36 protein-coding genes and 1 pseudogene are annotated in these 22,815 nt (G+C 29.3%); all 37 read left to right on the top strand.

Going from position 1 to position 22,815, the window contains the following annotated elements:
• Positions 1–8: 8 nt before the first annotated feature.
• Positions 9–1,669 (top strand): annotated as a pseudogene (locus NX779_RS03985) (IS1634 family transposase).
• Between the two features lie 220 nt (positions 1,670–1,889).
• Positions 1,890–2,198 carry a 30S ribosomal protein S10 gene (rpsJ, locus tag NX779_RS03980; protein ID WP_042733529.1) on the top strand — a complete coding sequence of 103 codons (309 nt, stop codon included), beginning with the start codon at positions 1,890–1,892 and terminating at the stop codon, positions 2,196–2,198.
• A 79-nt stretch (positions 2,199–2,277) separates the two neighbouring features.
• Positions 2,278–2,964 carry a 50S ribosomal protein L3 gene (rplC, locus tag NX779_RS03975; protein ID WP_259430106.1) on the top strand — a complete coding sequence of 229 codons (687 nt, stop codon included), beginning with the start codon at positions 2,278–2,280 and terminating at the stop codon, positions 2,962–2,964.
• A 15-nt stretch (positions 2,965–2,979) separates the two neighbouring features.
• Positions 2,980–3,606: a 50S ribosomal protein L4 gene (rplD, locus tag NX779_RS03970; protein WP_042733528.1), complete on the top strand. Its 627-nt coding sequence runs from the start codon at positions 2,980–2,982 to the stop codon at positions 3,604–3,606.
• Positions 3,606–3,896, top strand: coding sequence for a 50S ribosomal protein L23 (gene rplW / locus NX779_RS03965; RefSeq protein ID WP_259430105.1), 291 nt, complete (start codon positions 3,606–3,608; stop codon positions 3,894–3,896). Before rplD ends, rplW begins: the two co-directional genes overlap by 1 nt.
• 64 nt (positions 3,897–3,960) lie before the next feature.
• Positions 3,961–4,803 carry a 50S ribosomal protein L2 gene (rplB, locus tag NX779_RS03960; RefSeq protein ID WP_004429021.1) on the top strand — a complete coding sequence of 281 codons (843 nt, stop codon included), beginning with the start codon at positions 3,961–3,963 and terminating at the stop codon, positions 4,801–4,803.
• 21 nt (positions 4,804–4,824) lie between these two features.
• Positions 4,825–5,097 (top strand): 30S ribosomal protein S19, encoded by a 273-nt coding sequence (gene rpsS / locus NX779_RS03955; RefSeq protein WP_259430104.1) that lies wholly within the window; start codon positions 4,825–4,827, stop codon positions 5,095–5,097.
• A 21-nt stretch (positions 5,098–5,118) separates the two neighbouring features.
• A complete protein-coding gene (rplV, locus tag NX779_RS03950; protein WP_004429026.1) occupies positions 5,119–5,454 on the top strand; it encodes a 50S ribosomal protein L22 in 336 nt (111 codons plus the stop codon).
• A gap of 16 nt (positions 5,455–5,470) precedes the next feature.
• Entirely contained in the window at positions 5,471–6,178 is a 708-nt protein-coding gene (rpsC, locus tag NX779_RS03945) for a 30S ribosomal protein S3 (RefSeq protein ID WP_259430103.1), read from the top strand.
• Positions 6,179–6,180: 2 nt separating this feature from the next.
• A complete protein-coding gene (gene rplP, locus NX779_RS03940; RefSeq protein ID WP_050517886.1) occupies positions 6,181–6,594 on the top strand; it encodes a 50S ribosomal protein L16 in 414 nt (137 codons plus the stop codon).
• Positions 6,594–7,082, top strand: a complete 489-nt coding sequence (gene rpmC / locus NX779_RS03935) for a 50S ribosomal protein L29 (RefSeq protein ID WP_259430102.1) — start codon at positions 6,594–6,596, stop codon at positions 7,080–7,082. The genes rplP and rpmC overlap by 1 nt, the downstream gene beginning before the upstream one ends.
• Entirely contained in the window at positions 7,069–7,326 is a 258-nt protein-coding gene (gene rpsQ / locus NX779_RS03930) for a 30S ribosomal protein S17 (RefSeq protein WP_004429033.1), read from the top strand. The genes rpmC and rpsQ overlap by 14 nt, the downstream gene beginning before the upstream one ends.
• A gap of 16 nt (positions 7,327–7,342) precedes the next feature.
• Positions 7,343–7,711, top strand: coding sequence for a 50S ribosomal protein L14 (gene rplN / locus NX779_RS03925; protein WP_004429034.1), 369 nt, complete (start codon positions 7,343–7,345; stop codon positions 7,709–7,711).
• Between the two features lie 13 nt (positions 7,712–7,724).
• Positions 7,725–8,051 (top strand): 50S ribosomal protein L24, encoded by a 327-nt coding sequence (gene rplX / locus NX779_RS03920; protein ID WP_259430101.1) that lies wholly within the window; start codon positions 7,725–7,727, stop codon positions 8,049–8,051.
• Positions 8,052–8,072: 21 nt separating this feature from the next.
• Positions 8,073–8,615 (top strand): 50S ribosomal protein L5, encoded by a 543-nt coding sequence (rplE, locus tag NX779_RS03915; protein WP_259430100.1) that lies wholly within the window; start codon positions 8,073–8,075, stop codon positions 8,613–8,615.
• A gap of 19 nt (positions 8,616–8,634) precedes the next feature.
• Positions 8,635–8,820: a type Z 30S ribosomal protein S14 gene (locus NX779_RS03910; protein ID WP_004429037.1), complete on the top strand. Its 186-nt coding sequence runs from the start codon at positions 8,635–8,637 to the stop codon at positions 8,818–8,820.
• A gap of 25 nt (positions 8,821–8,845) precedes the next feature.
• Positions 8,846–9,235, top strand: a complete 390-nt coding sequence (gene rpsH / locus NX779_RS03905) for a 30S ribosomal protein S8 (protein WP_004429038.1) — start codon at positions 8,846–8,848, stop codon at positions 9,233–9,235.
• A gap of 16 nt (positions 9,236–9,251) precedes the next feature.
• Complete coding sequence (rplF, locus tag NX779_RS03900; RefSeq protein WP_259430099.1) at positions 9,252–9,794, top strand: 50S ribosomal protein L6; 543 nt, start codon at positions 9,252–9,254, stop codon at positions 9,792–9,794.
• A 24-nt stretch (positions 9,795–9,818) separates the two neighbouring features.
• Positions 9,819–10,169 (top strand): 50S ribosomal protein L18, encoded by a 351-nt coding sequence (rplR, locus tag NX779_RS03895; protein ID WP_259430098.1) that lies wholly within the window; start codon positions 9,819–9,821, stop codon positions 10,167–10,169.
• 18 nt (positions 10,170–10,187) lie between these two features.
• Positions 10,188–10,880, top strand: coding sequence for a 30S ribosomal protein S5 (rpsE, locus tag NX779_RS03890; protein ID WP_445738813.1), 693 nt, complete (start codon positions 10,188–10,190; stop codon positions 10,878–10,880).
• Between the two features lie 19 nt (positions 10,881–10,899).
• Positions 10,900–11,337 (top strand): 50S ribosomal protein L15, encoded by a 438-nt coding sequence (rplO, locus tag NX779_RS03885; protein WP_004429053.1) that lies wholly within the window; start codon positions 10,900–10,902, stop codon positions 11,335–11,337.
• A gap of 2 nt (positions 11,338–11,339) precedes the next feature.
• A complete protein-coding gene (gene secY / locus NX779_RS03880) occupies positions 11,340–12,797 on the top strand; it encodes a preprotein translocase subunit SecY (RefSeq protein ID WP_259430097.1) in 1,458 nt (485 codons plus the stop codon).
• A 77-nt stretch (positions 12,798–12,874) separates the two neighbouring features.
• Positions 12,875–13,279 carry a cytidine deaminase gene (gene cdd / locus NX779_RS03875; RefSeq protein WP_259430096.1) on the top strand — a complete coding sequence of 135 codons (405 nt, stop codon included), beginning with the start codon at positions 12,875–12,877 and terminating at the stop codon, positions 13,277–13,279.
• A gap of 101 nt (positions 13,280–13,380) precedes the next feature.
• Complete coding sequence (locus NX779_RS03870; RefSeq protein WP_259430095.1) at positions 13,381–14,019, top strand: adenylate kinase; 639 nt, start codon at positions 13,381–13,383, stop codon at positions 14,017–14,019.
• Position 14,020: 1 nt separating this feature from the next.
• Positions 14,021–14,770, top strand: coding sequence for a type I methionyl aminopeptidase (map, locus tag NX779_RS03865; protein WP_259430094.1), 750 nt, complete (start codon positions 14,021–14,023; stop codon positions 14,768–14,770).
• Positions 14,771–14,783: 13 nt separating this feature from the next.
• Complete coding sequence (gene infA / locus NX779_RS03860) at positions 14,784–15,008, top strand: translation initiation factor IF-1 (RefSeq protein WP_004429060.1); 225 nt, start codon at positions 14,784–14,786, stop codon at positions 15,006–15,008.
• Between the two features lie 88 nt (positions 15,009–15,096).
• On the top strand, positions 15,097–15,210 hold the full coding sequence (gene rpmJ / locus NX779_RS03855; protein WP_004429078.1) for a 50S ribosomal protein L36: 114 nt from the start codon (positions 15,097–15,099) through the stop codon (positions 15,208–15,210).
• 35 nt (positions 15,211–15,245) lie between these two features.
• On the top strand, positions 15,246–15,611 hold the full coding sequence (rpsM, locus tag NX779_RS03850; protein WP_259430093.1) for a 30S ribosomal protein S13: 366 nt from the start codon (positions 15,246–15,248) through the stop codon (positions 15,609–15,611).
• Positions 15,612–15,635: 24 nt separating this feature from the next.
• The gene (rpsK, locus tag NX779_RS03845) at positions 15,636–16,025 is read left to right on the top strand and encodes a 30S ribosomal protein S11 (RefSeq protein ID WP_004429083.1); all 390 of its coding nucleotides are present in this window, start codon (positions 15,636–15,638) and stop codon (positions 16,023–16,025) included.
• Positions 16,026–16,029: 4 nt separating this feature from the next.
• Complete coding sequence (locus NX779_RS03840) at positions 16,030–16,980, top strand: DNA-directed RNA polymerase subunit alpha (RefSeq protein ID WP_259430092.1); 951 nt, start codon at positions 16,030–16,032, stop codon at positions 16,978–16,980.
• 23 nt (positions 16,981–17,003) lie between these two features.
• Positions 17,004–17,363 (top strand): 50S ribosomal protein L17, encoded by a 360-nt coding sequence (gene rplQ, locus NX779_RS03835; RefSeq protein ID WP_259430091.1) that lies wholly within the window; start codon positions 17,004–17,006, stop codon positions 17,361–17,363.
• 232 nt (positions 17,364–17,595) lie between these two features.
• Positions 17,596–17,814 carry a DUF2188 domain-containing protein gene (locus tag NX779_RS03830; RefSeq protein ID WP_259430090.1) on the top strand — a complete coding sequence of 73 codons (219 nt, stop codon included), beginning with the start codon at positions 17,596–17,598 and terminating at the stop codon, positions 17,812–17,814.
• Positions 17,815–17,980: 166 nt separating this feature from the next.
• Positions 17,981–19,198, top strand: a complete 1,218-nt coding sequence (locus tag NX779_RS03825; RefSeq protein ID WP_259430089.1) for an energy-coupling factor transporter ATPase — start codon at positions 17,981–17,983, stop codon at positions 19,196–19,198.
• Positions 19,186–20,109, top strand: coding sequence for an energy-coupling factor transporter ATPase (locus tag NX779_RS03820; protein ID WP_259430088.1), 924 nt, complete (start codon positions 19,186–19,188; stop codon positions 20,107–20,109). The genes NX779_RS03825 and NX779_RS03820 overlap by 13 nt, the downstream gene beginning before the upstream one ends.
• Position 20,110: 1 nt before the next feature.
• A complete protein-coding gene (locus NX779_RS03815; RefSeq protein WP_259430087.1) occupies positions 20,111–21,109 on the top strand; it encodes an energy-coupling factor transporter transmembrane component T family protein in 999 nt (332 codons plus the stop codon).
• A 1-nt stretch (position 21,110) separates the two neighbouring features.
• Entirely contained in the window at positions 21,111–21,863 is a 753-nt protein-coding gene (locus tag NX779_RS03810; RefSeq protein ID WP_259430086.1) for a tRNA pseudouridine synthase A, read from the top strand.
• A 216-nt stretch (positions 21,864–22,079) separates the two neighbouring features.
• On the top strand, positions 22,080–22,799 hold the full coding sequence (locus tag NX779_RS03805; protein ID WP_259430085.1) for a hypothetical protein: 720 nt from the start codon (positions 22,080–22,082) through the stop codon (positions 22,797–22,799).
• Positions 22,800–22,815: the final 16 nt, after the last annotated feature.

The raw sequence follows: 22,815 nt of genomic DNA, 5'->3' as shown, positions 1-22,815 counted from the left end.
ATACAAATATGAAAAAGTCAAGAAAAGATACAAAAAGACAATGAAGAACATCAATAGCAAGGGTTAAAAAGGGTGAATATTTATCAATCAGGGTACCAAGAAGAGATAACAAGGGGTATGAATTCAGATTTGGTTATGGTTATTTACATGAATTGAAAGAATATCATGATGATCCACTAACTGTGATTAAAGCAGTTATTGCAAACTTCCCACTATCTTGAACAAAAGAACAAGCTAAGACAAAGTTAGATGAAATTTTCAAAGAGAAAAAATCGTTTAAAAAAGAGGTTATAGAAAGGTATAAAGGTTACGAGATTATTGAAAAACTCTTTGATTATTTCGATATTTTCGATAATTGCACTACTACAAGATCAACAACACTAAAAGATGTTATTATGCAGTTAATTTATCAAAGAATTAAAAATCCAATTAGCGTATTTAACACTTACAAAACAATAAAAAAAGAAAGAATTGACACTCACTCAAAAAATTCATTTTATAGATCATTAGATTACATTGCAAAAAACAAAGATGAGATTTTAAAAAACTTAAACAAGAAAATTTGTGATAACACAAACAGAAAAATTGATGTATTGTGATTTGATGCGACAACCGCATATTTTGAAACATTCTCAAGAGAAGGTTTTAAAAAACCTGGTTATTCAAAAGATGGAAAATTCAAAGAAGATCAAATTGTAATAGGAATGGCAACTGATGAAAATGGAATTCCATTACATTACAAAGTTTTTCCTGGAAATAGTGCTGATTCAAATACATTTATCCCTTTTATGTTAGAAATTGCCAACCTTTATGAAATAAACACAGTAACTATCATCGCTGATAAAGGTATGAGCATTAACAAAAATATTAGATTCTTAGAATCTAAAAATTGAAACTACATAATCTCTTATAGAATGAAATCTGGTAGCAAACAATTTAAAGAGTACGTTTTAGATGAAAAAGATTATATAACAGATGGAACTTTTAAATACAAAGTTCGTGATATAGCTTCTTTTTACAATAAAAAACGACCAAACGGTCATTTCAGAAAACAGATAATAACTTATAGTAAAAAACGTGCAATAAAAGACAAAAATGATAGAGATATCTTAGTTCAAAATTTTGTCAAAAAAATGAACAAAGATAATCTAGTTTCTTATGAAAATTTAGCTGGTTCAAAAAAATATAAGTTTTTCAAACCTATAAATAAAGGTGCTTTTATGAATTGGATTTAGCCAAAATACAAGAAGATGAAAAATACGATGGATATTATGTTTATGAAACAAATAGAACTGATTTAGCTGTAGTTGATATTGTGAACTTATATTCAAAACAGTGACAAATTGAATCTAATTTTAAAACATTAAAAGGTAAATTGTCACTTCGTCCGATGTATTTATCAACATGAAATCATATTGTTGGATATATATGTCTATGTTTTGTATCTTTAGTGTTTTTAAATTATGTAATTTATCTTTTAAATTCTAGATTAGAATTGCAAGGTAAAGATAGAATTACTGAACATAAAATGATTAACGTTATTAAAGATGTTAAAGAAATTGAGGTATTTGTAAACAAACAAAAAACAGAAACAATACAAGTGTTTAATGATGAGTTAAAAGAAAGTTGAGATACTTATCATACTATTTTAGAAATTTTAAAAAAATAACAGTCGGCTTATAAATTTGGGTTTATAAGTTTAAACTGTTATTTTATGCTTAAAGTGGGAAACGTAGGAGATAACTTTTTACCTTTTAGAAAATAATGGAAAATAGGTATAGTATTTTTATATAAACTAGTGTAGAATATAAATTGCATGTATATTTTGTGTGCTCTATTACAACACACTGGTAAGTGTTGTTGATAAAATGATAAAACAGGAGGTTAGCATGGCAGAACAAAAAATGAGAATTAAATTAAAAGGCTATGATCACGCTATTGTTGATCAAAGCATCGCTAAAATAATTCAAGCTGCTGAAGGTACTGGTGCTAAAGTTCGTGGACCAATCCCATTACCAACAGAAAAACAAATTATTACTATTTTAAGATCTGTTCACGTTTACAAATACTCAAGAGAACAATTTGAAATGAGAACACACAAAAGATTATTAGAAATTTTAAACCCAACACCAGCTACAATGGATGTTCTAAAAAGAGTTCAATTACCTAGCGGTGTAGATATCGAAATTAAATTATAATAATCTTCTTAAATTCATTAGAAAATACAAAATATAAAATTTGCCCGAATATACATGATTATCAATTAGGAGGAAAACAATGAAAGGAATCTTAGGACGTAAATTGGAAATGACTCAAGTATTTACTGAAGCAGGACAATTAGTACCAGTTACAGTAGTTGAAGTTCAACCAAACACAGTTTTACAAGTTAAAACACAAGAAACTGACGGATATACAGCTGTTCAATTAGGAACTGTTGATAAAAGAGTTAACTTAGTAAATAAACCTGAATTAGGACACTTCAAAAAATCTAATTCAGCTCCTAAGCGCTTCGTAAAAGAAATCAGAAACATGACTGGATATGAACTAGGTCAAGTTATTAATGCTAGTGATGTATTCGTTTCTGGTGAATACGTTGATGTTACAGGAATTACTAAAGGTAAAGGATTTGCCGGGGGAATTAAAAGACATAATTACTCACGTGGACCAATGGCACACGGATCAGGATACCACCGTGGAATAGGTTCAATGGGAGCAATCATTAACCGTATCTTTAAATCTAAAAAAATGGCAGGTCACATGGGACATGCAAAAAGAACTATCCAAAACTTAGAAATCATTGCAATTGATTCAGTAAACAACTTAATGTTAATTAAAGGATCAATTCCAGGACCTAAAAAAGGATTTGTTCAAATTAAACAAAATGTTAAAGGACTACAAAGCAAACAAGCAGCAGAATTATTAAATAGAAACGCAAAAGTTGAATCAGAATCAACAGAAGCTTAATTAGAGAGGTAACAGATGAAAATACAAGTTTTAAATATTAAAGGTAATGAAGTTAAAGAAATTACTTTAAATGATAACGTATGAGGAATCGAACCTCACCAACAAGCTATTTATGACACTGTTGTTGCTCAACAAGCTGCTTTAAGACAAGGAACTAGAAAAGTTAAAACCCGTGCTGAAGTTTCTGGAGGAGGACGTAAACCTTGAAAACAAAAAGGTACTGGACGTGCTCGTCAAGGATCTATTAGAGCACCTCAATGAAGAGGTGGGGGAGTTGTCTTTGGTCCAACACCTGATATTAATTACACAAAAAGTGTTAACAAAAAAGTTAGAGCTTTAGCATTTAGATCAGCATTATCATTAAAAGCTAAAGAAAACAATCTTGTAATCGTTGACAAATTTGAATTTGCAAAACCATCTACAAAAGGTATGGTTGAAGTAATGAAAGATTTAAAAATTGATGATCAAAAAACACTAATCGTTACTAAAGAAAAAGATGAGTTAGTATTAAAATCAGCAAACAACATTAGTAAAGTTAAAACATTAGCTGCTAACCAATTAAATGTATTCGACTTACTAAATGCAACTAAATTATTAATTACAGAAGAAGCTGTTTTAGCGGTTGAGGGGGTATACGCATAATGCACTTAACAGAAGTTATTAAAAAACCTGTGTTAACAGAAAAGTCATACATGGGACACCAAAATGGTGTGTATACATTCTTAGTAGATAAAAAAGCTAACAAAGTTCAAATTAAAAAAACTTTTGAAGAAATCTTTGAAGTTAAAGTAGCATCAGTTAGAACTATGAACTATGACGGAAAAGAAAAAAGAGTGGGAAGATTTGTTGGAAAAACAAATTCATTCAAAAAAGCAATCATCACTTTAAAAGCTGGTGAACAATTAGAAGTCTTAAACGACTTAGCGGAATAAGCGACTTATAGATAGATCTACCCGGATAAATTATTGTAAGCGCATTAAATAGAAAGGGAAAATCATGGCAATTAAGAAATATAAATCAACAACTAATGGTCGTAGAAATATGACTACAATTGATTATTCAAAAATTCTTACAACAGATACACCTGAAAAATCATTAGTTGTTTCAAAAAGTTCTAAAGCCGGAAGAAATAACCGTGGTTTAATTACTACTCGCCATAAAGGTGGGGGACACAAACAAAAATACCGTGTTATTGATTTCAAAAGAAATAAAAGAGATGTTGTTGGAACAATAGCATCAATCGAATACGATCCAAACAGAAATGCATTCATCTGTTTAGTAAACTACTTAGACGGAGAAAAACGTTACGTATTATTTGCTAAAGGAATGCAAGTAGGAATGAAAATTGTTGCATCAGAAAACGCTGATATTAAAGTTGGTAATGCAGCACCATTAAAAAACATTCCTGAAGGTACTTTAATTCACAACGTTGAATTAAAACCAGGAAAAGGTGGACAAATGGCAAGAAGTGCTGGTTCATCAGTTCAAATCTTAGGTAAAGATGATGACGGTAAATATGTAACTTTACGTTTATCATCTGGAGAAGTTAGAAAAGTTTTAGCTGAATGTTACGCAACAATCGGTGAAGTAGGAAACGAAGAATACAATTTAGTTAACTGAGGAAAAGCAGGACGTAACCGTTGAAGAGGAATTCGTCCAACTGTTCGTGGATCTGTAATGAACCCTAACGACCACCCACACGGAGGGGGAGAAGGACGTACTCCAATTGGACGTAAATCTCCAGTGACTCCATGAGGAAAACCTGCATTAGGAGTAAAAACAAGAAACACAAGAAAAGCTTCAGAAAAACTAATTGTAAGAAGACGTAATAAAAAATAATAGAAAGGGAGAATAAATAATATGGCAAGATCATTGAAAAAAGGACCATTCGTTGATGAAAGCTTATTCAAAAAAGCTGAATCATCTAAAGATGGAGAAGTAATCAAAACTTGATCACGTAGATCAACTATTTTCCCTGAATTCATCGGTAAAACATTCGGTGTTTATAACGGAAAAGAATTTATCCCAGTTTATGTTACTGAAGATATGGTTGGAAACAAATTAGGTGAATTTTCTCCAACTCGTAAATTCGGTGGACATGGTGACGATAAGAAAAAAGGTAAGAAAAAATAATAGGAAGGGATAAGAATTAATATGGAAGCAAAAGCAAAATTATCTATGATTCGTATCTCTCCTAGAAAAGTTAGATTAGTAGCAGATACAATCAGAAACAAACCTGTAGCAAATGCAATCGCAATTCTACAAAACACAAACAAAGATGCAGTTGAACCTGTATTAAAATTACTAAACTCAGCTATCGCTAATGCTGTTAACAACAATGGTATGGATGCTGACAAATTATTCGTTAAAACAATCTTTGTTAACGAAGGACCAACATTAAAACGTTTTAGACCAAGAGCTCACGGTAGAGCATATGAAATTTTAAAAAGAACTAGCCACATCGTAATCGTGGTAAGTGACGAAAGATAGAAAGGACAAGTAGAAAATGGGACAAAAAGTATCACCAAATGTTTTACGTTTAGGAATTGTTAGAGATTGAGAAAACAGATGATATGCTGAAAAAACTCAATACGTTAAATGATTAGATCAAGATATTAAAATTCGTAACGCTGTATTCAAATTATTAAAAGATGCTGCTGTATCAAAAATTGATATCGAAAGAACTACTAAAGATTTAACTTTAATCATTAAAACTGCTCGTCCAGCTATCGTTTTAGGTCAAGAAGGTAAAAATGTTGAAAATATCGCTTTAACTGTTAAAAAAACAGTTAAAAACAAAAACTTAAAAGTTAATGTTAAAGTTGTTGAAATTTCAAATCCTGATGCTGATGCAACTTTAGTTGCTAGATGAATTGGAGAACAAATCACAAACCGTGCTTCATTCAGAACAGTTCAAAAATTAGCAATCAGAAAAGCATTAAAAGCAGGAGTTAAAGGAATTAAAACTGCTGTAAGTGGACGTTTAGGTGGAGTTGAAATGGCTCGTACTGAAGGTTACTTAGAAGGTTCAGTTCCTCTATCAACTTTAAGAGCTAATGTTGATTATGCTTTATATGAAGCTCCAACTACTTATGGACAAATCGGAGTTAAAGTTTGAATCAACCACGGTGAAGTTTTAGGAAACATGAAAAATTCTAATAAACCTTCATCAGTTATGGAAAAACCAAAAGCTAACAAAGGAGGAAAAAGATAATTATGTTAATGCCAAAAAGAACTAAATATCGTAAACCTCACAGAGTTAGTTATGAAGGAAAAGCTAAAGGAGCTAAAGAAATTAACTTTGGTGAATTTGGATTAATGGCTTTAGATGGTGCTTGAATTGACAACCACCAAATCGAAGCAGCACGTATTGCTATGACTCGTTACATGAGACGTGATGGAAAAATTTGAATGAGAATTTTCCCACATATGTCAATGTCTAAAAAACCTGCAGAAGTACGTATGGGATCAGGAAAAGGGAACCCAGAAAAATGAGTAGCAGTTGTTAAAAAAGGAACAGTTATGTTCGAAGTTGCTCAAGTTAGTGAAGAAGTTGCAAGAGAAGCTTTAAGATTAGCTGCTCACAAACTTCCAATTCGTTGTAAATTTGTTAAAAGAGGTGAAAATTAATGGCTAAATCAAAAATGACAGATATTAGAAACTTATCAGTTGATGAATTAATCAAAGCTGGTGAATCTAAAAGAGCTGAACTATTTGCTTTAAAATTCCAAGCAGCAGTTGGAAGTTTAGAACAAACTCACCGTATTAAAGAAATTAAAAAAGAAATTGCAAGAATTGAATTAACTTTAGCTGAAAGACGTTTAAGCGGAGAAAACACTAATAAAGTTATCAAAGCTGACTACAACGCAGCAGTTGCTGAAGCTGAAAAAGCAGGAAAAGAAGTTAGAGCAAAACAAAGAAAAATGATCGAAGAACAATACAATCAACAATTTGGAACTGAAGTAGAAGAAAACGACATGCAACAAGCTATGGCTGAAGCTATGGCTGCAGGTCAAGAAGAAAACGCTGAAGTTAAAGCTGAAGAAAAAAAAGAAGAAAAAAAACCAAGTCCTAGAAAAAAAGTAACAAAGGAGAACGAAGACGATGCAAAGAAATAGTAGAAGAACATTAATCGGTAAAGTTGTTTCTGACAAAATGGACAAAACTATTACTGTGTTAGTTGAAACTTACAAAAACCACCCAATTTACAAAAAACGTGTTAAATATTCTAAAAAATACAAAGCACACGATGAACAACAAATCGCTCAAATGGGTGACAAAGTTGAAATCATGGAAACACGTCCTTTATCAAAAACTAAAAACTTTAGATTAGTTAAAGTTATTGAAAAAGCAACTTTATAATAGGAGATAAAATTATATGATTCAAACATTATCTAAATTAAAAGTAGCAGATAACTCAGGTGCTAAAGAAGTTCGTGTTATTCGTAACTTAGGTGGTTCAGTTAGAAAATTCTCAGGTATTGGTGACATTATTGTTTGTTCAGTTATTTCTGCAGCTCCAGGTGCAGTTGTTAAAAAAGGTCAAGTTGTTAAAGCTGTTATTGTTAGAACTACTCGTGAATTAAGAAGAGAAGATGGAACATACATCAAATTTTCTGAAAACGCAGCAGTATTAGTAAAAGATGATAAATCACCACGTGGAACTCGTATTTTCGGTCCAATCGCACGTGAAATTAAAGAAGCAGGATTTGCAAAAATTGCATCTCTAGCTCCAGAAGTATTATAGGAGGAACCAGCAAATGGCAAAATCAAAAATCTTAAAAGGTGACGTGGTTAAAGTAATCGCTGGTTCACATAAAGGTGAATTAGGACCAATCATCTCATTATCAAAAGATAAACAATGAGTATCAGTTCAAGGAATTAACGTTAAAAAACACGTTAAACCTTCAAACCAAGATACTGAAGGTGGAATCAGAGAAATTCCAGCAAAAATCCATATTTCAAACGTAGCATTACAAGATCCAAAAAACAAAGAAGCTACTACAAGAGTTGGATTTGAAATTACTGATGGTAAAAAAATTCGTGTTGCTAAAAAATCAAAAACACAAATTAAAAGTGCTAAATAATTAGAAGGGAATAGATAAGTTATGAAATCAAGATTAGAAATCAAATACAAAGAACAAATCGTTCCTGAATTATTTAAAGAATTAAACTACAAATCAGTAATGCAAGTGCCAAAAATCGAAAAAATCGTTATAAATATGGGAATCGGAGATGCTACAACTGATACTAAAAAATTAGATGCAGCAGTATCTGAATTAGAAAAATTATCTGGTCAAAAACCATTAATTACAAAAGCTAAAAAATCATTAGCGGTATTCAAATTAAGAGAAGGAATGCCAATTGGAACTAAAGTTACTTTAAGAGGTAAAAAAATGTATGATTTCTTAGACAGATTAATCAACGTTGCTTTACCACGTGTTCGTGACTTTAGAGGTGTGTCAAGAAACTCATTTGATGGATTTGGAAATTATACAACAGGTATTAAAGAACAAATCATCTTCCCAGAAATTGATTATGATAAAGTTCAAAGATTACGTGGTATGGATATCACAATTGTAACTTCTGCTAAAACTAATAAAGAAGCATTCGCATTATTAGAAAAAATGGGAATGCCATTCGAAAAATAATAAAGGGAGAACTGTATAGATGGCTAAAAAATCATTAAAAGTAAAACAACAAAAACATCAAAAATTTGCTGTTAGAAATTACACACGTTGTAATAACTGTGGTAGACCACACGCTGTGCTTAAAAAATTTGGAATTTGCCGTGTTTGCTTTAGAAAATTTGCTTATGAAGGACAAATTCCTGGTATTAGAAAAGCTTCATGATAGAAATTAAGAAAGGAATCAATTAGATATGACTACAGATGTTATTGCAGATATGTTAACTCGAATTAGAAATGCTAACCAAAGATACTTAAAAACTGTAAGTGTTCCATCAAGCAAAGTAAAATTAGAGATAGCAAGAATTTTAAAAGAAGAAGGATTCATTTCAAACTTCACTGTTGAAGGTGATGTTAAAAAAACTATCACTATCGAATTAAAATACCAAGGAAAAACTAGAGTAATTCAAGGATTAAAGAAAATTTCAAAACCTGGTTTAAGAGTTTATGCACAAGCTAACGAAATCCCACAAGTATTAAACGGATTAGGTATCTCAATCGTTTCAACATCACAAGGAATTATGACTGGTAAAAAAGCTCGCCTAGCAAACGCTGGTGGAGAAGTATTAGCATTTATTTGATAATAAGGAGATAGAAAATATGTCACGTATAGGAAACAGAATATTAGCTATCCCTAGTGGAGTTGAAATTACAGTATCAGCAGACAATACAGTTACAGTTAAAGGATCAAAAGGAACATTATCAAAACAATTTTCACCATTAATCTCAATCGAAGTAGCTGATAATAAAGTGGCTACAAAAAGAGCAAATGAACAAAAACACACAAAACAATTACATGGAACAACTAACTCATTACTTTCAGGAATGATTACTGGAGTTAATGAAGGTTTCAAAAAAGAATTATTAATTACTGGGGTTGGGTATAAAGCTGCAGTTAGTGGACAAAAATTAAACTTAAGCTTAGGATACTCACATCCAATTGAATACATGATTCCAGAAGGTGTAACTATTCAAGCACCTAAACCAACTGAATTAGTTATTACTGGAATTGACAAACAATTAGTTGGAGAAGTTGCAGCAAACATTAGAGCATATAGAAAACCTGAACCATACAAAGGAAAAGGAATTAAATACAAAGATGAAATTATTATTAGAAAAGAAGGGAAAGCAGCTGGTAAATAGAACCAGAGCTTAAGGTTATAGGACATGAAATTTACTAAATCAGAAGCAAGAAAACGTAGACACTTTAGAGTAAGACAAAAAGTTAGCGGAACAGCTGCAAGACCAAGATTAAACGTATTTAAATCAAACACAAACTTTTATGCTCAAATAATTGATGATACTAAAGGAGTTACATTAGTATCAGCTTCAACTTTAAAAATGGACTTAAAAAACAAAGCGAATAAAGAAGCAGCTCAAATGGTTGCTCAAGAAATTGCTAAAAAGGCTTTAGCTGCAAATATCAATGAAGTAGTATTCGACCGTGGTGGATACTTATACCATGGTAAAATAAAAGCTTTTGCTGAAGCAGCAAGAGAAGCAGGATTAAAATTCTAAGAAAGGGTGGAAGAAAAAATGACAGCAGAAATGAACGCAGTAGAATTAAACGAAACTAACGTTAATGTTGAAAAAGCTTCTACTCAAAAACCAGAAAACAAAAAATTTGATAGAAAAGCTAAGTCAAGTAATAAACCAGTTAGAACTGTAAAAGATGATTTCGAAGAAAAAGTTGTAACAATTAGACGTGTTACTAAAGTTACAAAAGGTGGACGTCACTTCCGTTTCGCAGCAGTTGTTGTTGTAGGAAACAAAAAAGGTCTAGTTGGAATGGGAACTGGAAAAGCTAACGAAGTTCCTGAAGCAATTAAAAAAGCAATTAAAGAAGCTAAGAAAAACTTAATAGCTGTTTCATTAAGAAATGGAACAGTTCCACATGAAGTTTTAGGTACTTTTGGAGCTGGTAAAATTTTAATTAAACCAGCTAAAGTTGGTACTGGAGTTATCGCCGGAGGACCAGCACGTGCAGTTATTGAATTAGCAGGGATTTCAGATGTTTATGCTAAATCATTAGGAAGCAACAACCCAATCAACATGATTAGAGCTACAATGCAAGGATTACAATCAATGCAAACTTTAAAAAGAGTTCATGAATTAAGATATGGTAAAGTTGCTAAAGAAGCTAATCAAGAAGTTGCAGAAAAAAAAGCAGTTAAATCATCAGCTAAAAAAGCTTCAGCTAAAAAATCAGTAGAAGAATCAGCTGAATAATAGAAAGGAGCCGTAAATTATGAAATTAAATGAATTAAAATACACTCCAGGTAGCAAAAAAGAAGCTACTAGAGTAGGTAGAGGTATGGCTTCTGGAAAAGGTAAAACTGCTACTAGAGGTCACAAAGGACAAAACTCACGTTCAGGTGGTGGAGTTCGTCCAGGATTCGAAGGAGGACAAACACCATTATTTAGAAGATTACCTAAAATTGGGTTCACTTCTCCTAACCAAAAAGAATACGTAATTTTAAATCTAAGCGATTTAGAAGCGTTAAATTTATCAGCAATTAATCATGAAACTTTAATTGATGCAAAAATCATTAAAAACAACAAAACTTTAGTTAAAATATTAGGTAAAGGATCATTAACTAAAAAAGTTGATGTTAAAGTTAATAAAGTTTCAAAATCAGCACAAGCTGAAATTGAAAAACTTGGAGGAAAAGTAGAGGTGATGTAATTATGGCAAAAAAAACTGTTAACGATAAAACTAATCAAAACAGAAATTTTGCTTTAAGATCACTCAACAAAAAAAACGATTTTGTAAAGACAAATTTCTTCATTAAAAACAAGGATTTGGTTTATAGAATCGTTTTTACATTATTAGCACTTTTAGTAATAAGAATTGGAGTATATATTACTGTTCCGGGGGTTAAATTAAATTCTAACTTTGCTAGTGAAACTGCAAAAATCCAATTCTTCCAATTACTTTCTACTCTAGGAGGAGGAAGTATTGGTAAATTCTCAATTCTTTCATTAGGGGTTTCTCCTTATATTACAGCATCAATTATTGTTCAATTACTTTCAACTGATGTGGTTCCTGTTTTAACTAGATGAAATAAATCAGGAGAAAGAGGAAGAAAAAAACTTGATAAGTTAACAAAAATTATTATGATACCGTTTGCAGTTATGCAAGCAGAAGCAACAATTTTTACGCTATCAAGTCGCGGTGATTTAATAATACCTGGTTGAGACGATCCAAACGCTTTAGCTAGTGCGGCATTTTACTACGTATTAGTTCCGTTAATTATGTTAGCAGGTTCATTCTTAATGCTATGAATATCTGATCAAATTACAATTAAAGGAATTGGAAATGGTATTTCTATAGTTATTTTCTTAGGAATCGTAGTGTCAATGCCTTCTAACTTAATAGCAACATACAACTTCTGAATTTCAGATACAGGAGAAGAAGCAAATATATTCTTTTCAGGATTCTTAAACTTCTTAATTTATATTGGAGTGTTCTTCTTAGTTATTTTTTCAGTTGTATTAATGAATGAAGCTGAAAGAAAAATCCCTATCCAACAAACTGGATCAGGGTTAACTGATTCTCAAGAACATACACCATACTTACCACTAAAAATAAATAACGCAGGAGTTATTCCGGTAATCTTTGCATCAGCAATTATCTCAACTCCAGTTACAATTTCTCAAATTATAGAAGTTGTTAATCCAGAAAGCGGTTTTGTTCACTTTACTAAAGATTATTTAGGATTTGATACTTGATACGGTATATCAATATTTGGTGTGTTAATTATATTATTCACTTTCTTATATTCTCAAGTTCAAATAAACCCTGAAAAAATATCTGAAAACTTCCAAAAATCAGGAACATTTATTCCAGGAATAAAACCAGGAGATGACACAATAAAATATCTATCATCAACAATTAATAGATTGTCTGTTGTGGGATCGATTTTCTTAGCAGTAATTTCTATTCTTCCTTATGTTATTTCAAAATTAACTAGTCTACCATCTAACTTAGCGATCGGTGGTACTGGATTAATTATTTGTATATCAGTAGCAATTCAAACTACTCAACAATTAAAAGGAAGACTTATTCAACAAAATTTCATTGAAAAGAAAAAAGAAAAATTTACTGAAGAATCTTCTTCATCTCAAACTTCTCACATTTGATAAAAGGCTTATATGCCTTTTTTTATTGCTTAATTTCTATAATTATAATAATATTAATATACTTAGATTTAGGAGTAGTTATGCAATTAGACAAAGAGATTATTTTTGAAGAATTAAAACAATTAGCTACTAGAGCTTATTGTCCATATTCAAACTTTAGAGTTTCATGTATAGTTTATTTAAAAAATGGTGAAAAAATACTTGGTGTTAATGTTGAAAATGCAGCTTATAACCCATGTATTTGCGCTGAAAGATGTGCACTACCACAAGTATATGCACAAGGTTATGGTAAAGATGATGTTGAATTACTAGCACTTTACACTGATAGTAAATCATTTGGTTCACCTTGTGGAACTTGTCGTCAAACAATGTCAGAACTTTTAAATGCAGATCAAAAAACTTATATGTTTAATCAAAATGGATTTATTGGTGAATATTTAGTTAGTGATTTTTTACCTCATGCTTTTAGTGATAAAAATCTTTAATTTAAATTCACCAACTATCATTAATAGGTTGAAACTAAGTAAACTTATTGTTTTTAGTATTATAAAATTAATTTAATAGTAATTAAGAAAGAGGAAATGTCATGAATATTATGTTATTAGGAGCTCCAGGATCAGGAAAAGGAACTCAAGCTGAAAAACTAGTTAATCAACTTGGTTTTATTCAAGTATCAACTGGAGATTTAATGAGAAAAGAAATTGCTGATAATTCAAAAATAGGTCAAGAGTGTGCAACATATATGAATGCTGGTAAATATGTACCAGATAGTATTGTTAATGCTATTGTTGAAGAATTTTTAAAAAAAACAAACGATAAATTAATTTTTGATGGTTATCCAAGAACTTTAGATCAAGCTAAAGCATTAGATGAGATGTTAACAAAACTAAACAAAAAAATTAATGTTGTATTTTATATCGATGTTAATGAAGAACTTTTAATTAAAAGAATTAGTGGAAGATTAGTATGTCCACAATGTAAAGCAAGCTTTAATACTATTTTTAGAAAACCTAAAGTAGATAATGTTTGTGATTTTGATAATACAGTTTTAGTAAGACGTGCAGATGATGAACCTGAAAAAGTTAAAGTAAGATTAGAAACTTATTCAAGTCAAACTCTACCATTAATTAGTTATTATAAAAATTCAAGTAAATTTGTTGAAATAAAAGCTGATGAATTATCAGCTGATCAAGTATTTGACACTATTAAAGGAGAATTAAAATAGAATGGTAACTATTAAAACACCAGAACAAATTCAAAAAATTAGAACAGCTTGTAAAGTTCTAGCACAAGGTTTAGATATGTTAAAAAAAATGATTAAACCTGGAATAAATTGTCTAGATTTAGATAAAGCTTTTGAAGAATTTATAATTTCTAAAGGATGTAAATCAAATTTTAAAGGATATCACGGATTTCCAAAAACAATCTGTATTTCAATTAATGATCAATTAGTACACGGGATTCCTCAAGATAGAATTTTACAAGATGGAGATATCGTAAGTGTCGATGCAGGATGTACTTTTGAAGGTTGACATGCAGATAGTGCATTTACTATGCTTTGTGGAATTGCAAAAGATAAAAAAAATGATATACTTATATCGGTCACTGAAAAATCACTAGAACTTGCTATAGAGCAAGTCAAACCAGGAACAAGACTAGGAACCATAGGTCACACTATTCAAAAATATGTTGAATCATACGGTTTTAGTCTTCCTAGAGATTACACAGGTCATGGAATAGGTCAATCATTACATGAAGATCCTTTTATTCCCAACGTTGGTGTAGAAAATACTGGAATGAGATTACAAGCAGGAATGGTTATTTGTATTGAACCAATGGTTCAAATTGGAACTCATAAAACTAAAACTGCTGCAGATAATTGAACAGTATATTCAGCTGATCGCAGTATGGCAGCACATTTCGAGCATACAATACTTGTAACTGAAGATGGTTGCGAAGTATTAACAAAATTATAAGGAGGTATAAGCAATGGCTAAAGAAACTGAAATGGAATTTGAAGGTACTGTTGTTGAAGTACTTCCTAACGCTCAATTTAGAGTGCAATTAGAAAACGGAATAGTTATTAATGCCCACGTGTCAGGTAAAATCCGCATGCATTACATCCGCATTTTACCTGGAGATAAAGTAACTATTGTGATATCACCATACGATATGACACGTGGAAGAATTACTTATAGAAAAATTGCAAAGTAATTAGTTTTTATAGACAATATTATTTAAAAATCAGTGAAAACTGATTTATTGTCTTTATTTAATATATAAAAAATACGGAGGTTTAAAGATGAAAGTTAGATCATCAGTCAAACAAATTTGCGACAAATGTCGTGTAATTAGACGTAAAGGCCGCGTAATGATTATTTGTGTAACACCAAAACACAAACAAAGACAAGGTTAGTAGTTTAATTAATTTTTTAGAAAGGATACGTTAATATGGCTCGTATTAGTGGAGTAGAAATCCCAAATGATAAAAGAGTTGTTATTTCATTAACATACATTTACGGAATTGGATTATCAACATCTCAAAGTGTTTTAAAAGCATTAAACATTTCTGAAGATATCCGTGTTAAAGATTTAACAGAAGAACAAATGAAAAATATCTCTGCAGAAATCTCAAAATACAAAACTGAAGGAGAATTACGTAGAGAAGTATCATTAAACATCAAACGTTTAATGGAAATTGGAAGTTACAGAGGTTTAAGACACCGTAAAGGATTACCTGTTAGAGGACAATCATCAAAAACTAACGCAAGAACAGTAAAAGGTCCAAGAAAAACTGTAGCTAATAAGAAAAAATAATAGGTAGAAAGAAGGAAAGTTAAAATGGCAAATCCAAAACCACAAGGTAAAAAAAGAATTAAGAAAAATATTCCTAAAGGTATTGCTCACATTCATTCTACTTTTAACAATACAATTGTTACTATTAGTGATGAAAAAGGAAATGTTCTTTCTTGATCAAGTGCTGGAGCATTAGGATTTAAAGGTTCTAAAAAATCTACACCTTATGCAGCTCAATTAATTTCTGAAGCAGCAGCTAAAGGTGCTATGGATAATGGAGTTAAATCTGTTGCAGTTGAAGTTAAAGGTCCAGGACCAGGACGTGATGCAGCTGTTAGAGCATTACAAATGGCAGGATTAGATATTAATTCAATCAAAGATACAACACCAATACCACACAACGGAGTGCGTCCAAGAAAACGCCCAAGAGGTTAATAATATGAAAAGATTTATGAGACCAGAATTCACTCTTCTAAAAGAAGGGCAAGATAAAAATTATGGAAAATTCAGTGTATCACCTTTAGAAAGAGGATTTGGTACAACTTTAGGTAATGCTATTAGAAGAACTTTATTAGCAGCAACTCCAGGAGCTAGTGTTTATGCAATTAGAATCGCTGGTGCTGCTCATGAATTTACATCAATTCCAGGAATAGTTGAAAACGTTACAAAAATCATCTTAAACATTAAACAATTAGTTTTAAAAATTGATTCAGAAATGTACAAAGATGAAGAAAGTGTTGAAATTAAAATCAAAACTAACGTTGAAGGAGAAGTTTATGCTTCTGATCTTGAAGTTCCTGCTGGTGTAGAAATTTTAAGCAAAGATTTATTAATAGCGACTGTTAGTGAAGGTGGAGTTTTAGATTTAGTATTATATGCTAAAAACTCACGTGGATACAAATCATTCAAAGATAACAAAAACGAAAGAAATATTGAACCAGGAATGATAACAATTGACTCAAATTACTCACCAATTGTTAAAGTTGCTTATGCTGTTGATTCTACAAAAATTGGTAAATCAATCGATTTAGAACAATTAGAATTAGAAGTTGAAACTGACGGTTCAATTACAGCAGTTGAAGCTGTAAGTATTGCGGCTAAAGTTTTAGTTGCTCACTTAGAGTTCTTTGTTAACTTAAATCATGAAATTAGTGATGTTGAAATTATCGGTTTAGAAAACGATGAAGAAAAAGAACTAGATAAAACTATTGAAGAGTTAGACTTAACTCAAAGAAGTTTAAACTGCTTAAAACGTGCAGGAATCGATACTTTAAGAGAATTAATTTCTAAAAATGAAGATGAAATTGGATCAATCAGAAACCTAGGTCGTAAATCATTAAAAGAAATTAAAGAAAAAGTTGCTCAATTAAGATTAACTTTTAAACAATAATAATTAATTAATAGGAGGTAAACATGTCATACATTCAAAAACGTGGTCAAAACACAGCATGAAGAACTAGCTTAATGCGTAATTTAACAACTGAATTAATCGTTAATGAAAGTTTAGAAATTACTGAAACTAGAGCAAAAGAATTAAGAAGACATTTTGACAAAATGATCACTTTAGCAAAACGTGGTGATTTACACGCAAGACGTCAAGCTGCTAGTTGATTAAGAGATACTCAAGCTAACAAAAAAGAAACAGCATTACAAAAATTATTTAATGAATTAGCAAAAAAATACGAAAATAGAAATGGTGGATACACTAGAATTCTTAAATTAGATAACCGTAAAGGTGATAATGCACCTATGGTTATTATCGAATTAGTCTAGTCTCAAACAAATAAGGTTTTACAACCTTATTTTTTTATTTTGTAACTAATAATTAAAGCAAACATGTATATAAATTCACCTACACAAACACTTAATTTTATAAAAAATCTGTTAATTTACTTACTTATTTAGGGTTTTGAGGCATTTTTGGATATGAATTCAGTTAATTTATTAGATAAACTTTTATATAATATATTTAAAATATTAATGATAGTAAAGAGAGATGAAAATTATGGCAGAGAAATTAGCTACTGTATATCATGTAACACCATATAATGGAAAATGACAAGTTAAAGGTGTTGGAAACTCAAGACCAAGTAAACTGTTTGATACTCAAAAAGATGCCATTGCTTATGCTAATGAACTAACTAAAAAACGTTTTGGATCTGTAATTATTCATAGACCAAGCGGTAGAGTAAGAGATAGTATTAGTAATAAAAATAAAAAATAATCTAGAATAAAAAATAAGAGTATCGTTGATACTTTTTTTATTATTATTTTTATAATTTTTGAAACTTGTTATAAATATTTTATGATTGTGTTTTATGTTTAATTTTTAATATGTTTAATTTATAATTAATATAAACATGTCTAAAAATAGAATTGAGGTTTTTTGGATGGAAAATAAAAAATTGTTTGATGAATTTGATGCTAGCAAAATTACTGAAAAAAACTTAAATGACTTTAAAATTTCAATAAACAAACTATATGTAAAATTGTCTGAATTAAGTCACAAATACATTAATTTAATAAGACAAAATGAAATTGACAAAAATGAAAAAAAAGTTTTAAAAGAAAAGATTAAAAAAATAAAAGTTGAAATCCGTGAATTAGCCTCAACTAAAAGTTTTAAAGATAATCTAAAAAAATCTGAAAATCTATTAAAGCAAATTAAAAAATCAAACAACCAAGAAGATATTAAAAGAGCTAAAAAAGAATATGAACACGCACAATATATGTTCAATGAATTTAAAGATGCTATTAATGAACAGGGACGTGGAATTAAATTAAAAAAAGAAAACAACATAGCTGTAGAAATTAAGAATTTATCATTTAGATATGGTGCAAATTTCCCAAAAGCTGTTGATGATGTTAGTTTTACAATTAATGAAGGTGAATATGTAACTATTATTGGTCACAATGGTAGTGGAAAATCTACTTTATCTAAAATTTTAATTGGTGTTTTAACAGCTAAAGAAGGAGAAATTAAAATATTTGGAAACAAAGTTACTGATAGTAACATTGAACAAATTAGAAAATTCTTAGGTATTGTTTTCCAAAACCCAGATAACCAATTTATTGGTTCAACAGTTGAAGCTGATATCGCTTTTGGTTTAGAAAATAAAAGAGTTGATCCAACTAAAATGCCTGAGATCATTTTAGAATCTGCTAAAAAAGTCGGAATGGAACATGCACTAAAAAAAGAACCACTAAGCTTAAGTGGAGGACAAAAACAACGTGTTGCAATTGCTTCAACTTTAGCTTTAGATCCTGATATTATGATTTTTGATGAAGCAACAAGTATGTTGGATCCAAAAGGAAAACGTGAAATTAAAGAAATCATGGTTCAGTTAAGAGGAACTAAAACTATTATTTCAATTACTCATGATATGGATGAAATTTTAAATGCTGATAAAGTTGTTGTTCTAGATCATGGTAAGTTAGTTAAAATTGGTAAACCACTAGAAATAGTTGGAGATAAAGATTTTTTAAGAAGTATTCAATTAGACATTCCTTTTGTAGCTTTAGTAAGAGAAGAGTTAGAGAAAAAAGGATTAGTTGTTCCTAATACTCAAAATATGGACGAGTTGGTGAAAGAAATATGTGAAGTTTAAAAAAGAAAAAAGTAGATGAACAAAATTTTGATTTTAGTAAAGATATTGTTTTAGAAAATGTTTCTTACACTTATGCAAAAGGAACACCATTCGAACATAAAGCTTTAGAAAATACAAATTTAACATTCAAAAAAAACAAAATAACTTGTGTTATAGGAACAACAGGTAGTGGAAAATCTACTATGATTCAGTTAACTAATGGATTAATTGTTACTGAAACTGGTCAAACATTAGTTGGAGATTATCCAATTCCTGCAAAAATTAAAAAAATAAAAGAAGTTAAAAAATTAAGAAAAGAAATTGGTTTAGTTTTCCAATTCCCTGAATATCAATTATTCCAAGAAACAGTTAAAAAAGATATCGCTTTTGGTCCTGTTCATTTAGGAGAAAGTAAAGAAGAAGTTTATAAAAGAATTCCTGATTTATTGAAATTAGTTGAATTACCAACTGAATACGCTGAACGTTCACCTTTTGAATTATCAGGAGGACAAAAACGACGTGTTGCTGTTGCTGGGATTGTTGCAATGGATGGAAGTACATTAGTTTTAGATGAACCTACTGGAGGATTAGATCCAAAAGGTGAAGAAGACTTTATGAATTTATTTGAAAGATTAAATAAAGAATTCAATAAACGTATTATTATGGTTACTCATAATATGGATCATGTTTTAAGAATTGCAGATGAAGTAATTGTTATGCATAACGGAAAAGTCATTGACATTGGAACACCTTTTGAAATCTTTTCAAATATAGAACTTTTAAAGAAAATCGAAATTGATCCACCAAAACTTTACCAATTAATGTACAAATTAAAAGATAAAAAAATTAACTTATTAAATAAAGAAATTAGAACAATTGAAGATTTCGCTATTGAATTAGCTAAATTGAAAAAAGTAGAAGGGAGTAGATAATATGAGGATATCATTTGGTAGATATATTCCAAAAAACTCTTTGATTCATAAAATGGATCCAAGACTTAAAATGTTTATGGTTATCTTTTTAATCGTATCTATTTTCTTTCCGATTAAATTTACTGGTTATTTAATCATTGCAGTAGGAATTTTAACTTTATTTTTCTTATCAAAATTAAACTTAAATTTACTAGTTAGATTATTAGCTCCTGTATCATTTATTTTTACAATCATTTTAATTATGAATTTCTTTTTCATTCATCCATCTCAAAGTGATATTGATAAAATAAGTGAGTACTATGAACAACATAAAAACAGTTTACCATCAGGAATCCTTTGATATGTAACTTCAACTTTTAAAAGTGGAAGATTATCAGCAGAGGGTGTTGCTAGTGCAGGGTTAAAAGTTGATCCTATCGGATTCTTCTTTAACTGAAAAATATTCTGATTTAGTGAAAAAGCATTATATAGTGCAATTGTTATGGCATTTAGAATTTATTTAATGATTACACTAACTTGTGTTTTAACAGGAACAACACCATCACTACAATTAACATTAGCGATTGAAGATTTATTATCACCTTTAAAAATTGTTAAATTACCAGTTTATATTTTATCTATGATTATTTCTATTGCGCTACGTATGATTCCTACTTTAATTGATGAAGCAGGAAGAATTATGAAAGCACAATCTAGTCGTGGTATTGATATTAAAAATGGTAAGTTTAAAGATAAAGTAAAAAGTTTAACATCATTAATCATTCCTTTATTAGTTTCATCATTCCAAAAAGCTGAAGATTTAGCTTATGCAATGGATGCTAGAGGTTATGATCCAAATGCAAGAAGAACTAGATTTATTCAATTTAAACTAAATTGAATTGATATTGTAATTTTTACAATAGGTATAGCATTTGCAACATTTATGATAGTTTATGCATCTAGTCCTGTAGTATTTGCAAACTGACACATCGTTCATATTGATTCATTAATAGGGCGTTAATATGTACGGAATTTTATTAACTTTATGTTATGATGGATCTAATTATCATGGTTGAATTCATCAAAACAATGCTGTTGCTATTCAAGATGTTTTAGAAAGTGCAGTAAAAAGAGTTACAAAAAATAAAAATTTCAAAACAATTGGAACAAGTAAAACTGACTCTGGAGTACATGCTTTAGATCAAAAAGTTTTACTTGTTATTCATTTTAAACCTATATTAGAAGTTTTTATTAAAGCTTTAAATAAAGCATTACCTAGTGATGTTAAAATACTTGATGCTAGTTTTGTTCAACCGTCATTTAATTTAAGAGAAGTAAAACAAAAAACTTATAGTTATTATATAAATGATTCTGAATTTGATATATTCAAACAAAGATTTGAATATTATTGAAAACATGATCAAATTGATATTAATAAACTACAGCAAATATTTGATTTATTTATTGGTGAACATGAGTTTAAATTATTTTCAGGATTAAAAGATGATGAACTAGAAAACATAAATACTAAAAGAACAATTGAATCAATAAAAGTTTTTAGAAATAAAGAAAATAGAGTTCAAATTCAATTTAAAGCATATGGTTTTATTAGATATCAAATTAGAATGATTGTAGCTAATGCTTTAAATTGTTATTTAAATAAAAAAGTAACAGTTGAACAAATAAAAGAAATGCTAAAAGGAAATGGTAATAAAAATCCTTTTATAGCTGAATCAAAAGGATTAGTGTTAGAAAAAATCGAATTTAACAAATAAATATATTAGAATAAAAGTGTAGTGATAAATATAAATTTAAAACAATGTCACTTTTAGATTGATATATTTATAAATTGGTCAACTTTTGCATATACCAAGAAGGAAGTTGGAAAGTCTATATTTAATTAATCACTTTCACTACACAATCGTGCTAATAATAAGCACGGTTTTTGTTATTTGATATAATTAATCTATTAATTGATAGGAGGTAAAACAATGAAAAGTAAAGATAACTTTTTAAACATTCTTTGTTTTGTTTTCCTATTAAGTTCTACTTCATTTTTAAAACCTTTTTTAGGCTTTTATAACTTTAGTTTATTTGAAAATATTATATTTGTTTTTATCTATATCATTTTAAGTGCAACTATATTTACTAGAACTATTAAATTAATTAAAACATTAAATTTTAAACTAGATAAAAAAACTATTTTCAAAGAAATTAAACAGTATACATTAAATATAAACTTATTGAAAATTATTAGTATTTTTATAATTTTAGCTATTAGTATTTTTCAAATTATTGATTCAGCTAAAGTATTTAAATTAGTTAATCTTTTTTACTATAAAAAACTAACATTACCTTTTAATATTGAAAATGAGTTTGCAAGAAATTTATTAATATTACAAATATCATTAAACTCTATTTTACTAGCTATTATGCTATTATTTTTAGTTTCTATTTTAATATTAATTAAAACTAAAAAAGTAATTGTTAAGTATGAAAAAAACTTATTTATAAATTTAGATTTTATTAAGATTAAAAAACAAATAGATGATGAAACTGAAGAACAATCTAGTTTAGATGACGTTAAGATATCAGATAATTTTAAAATTAAAGCTAATTTAGATATATTCTTATTAAAAATTAGTTATTTTAAATATTTAGAATTAAAACAAGTTAAAAAACAAACAACCCCACCGCTAATTTCCTTCTAATTTAAAATAGAAAGGA

The organism is Mycoplasma cottewii (assembly GCF_024918975.1).
GTDB lineage: Bacteria > Bacillota_I > Bacilli_A > Mycoplasmatales > Mycoplasmataceae > Mycoplasma > Mycoplasma cottewii.
This window is presented reverse-complemented; position numbering and strand designations above follow the sequence as displayed.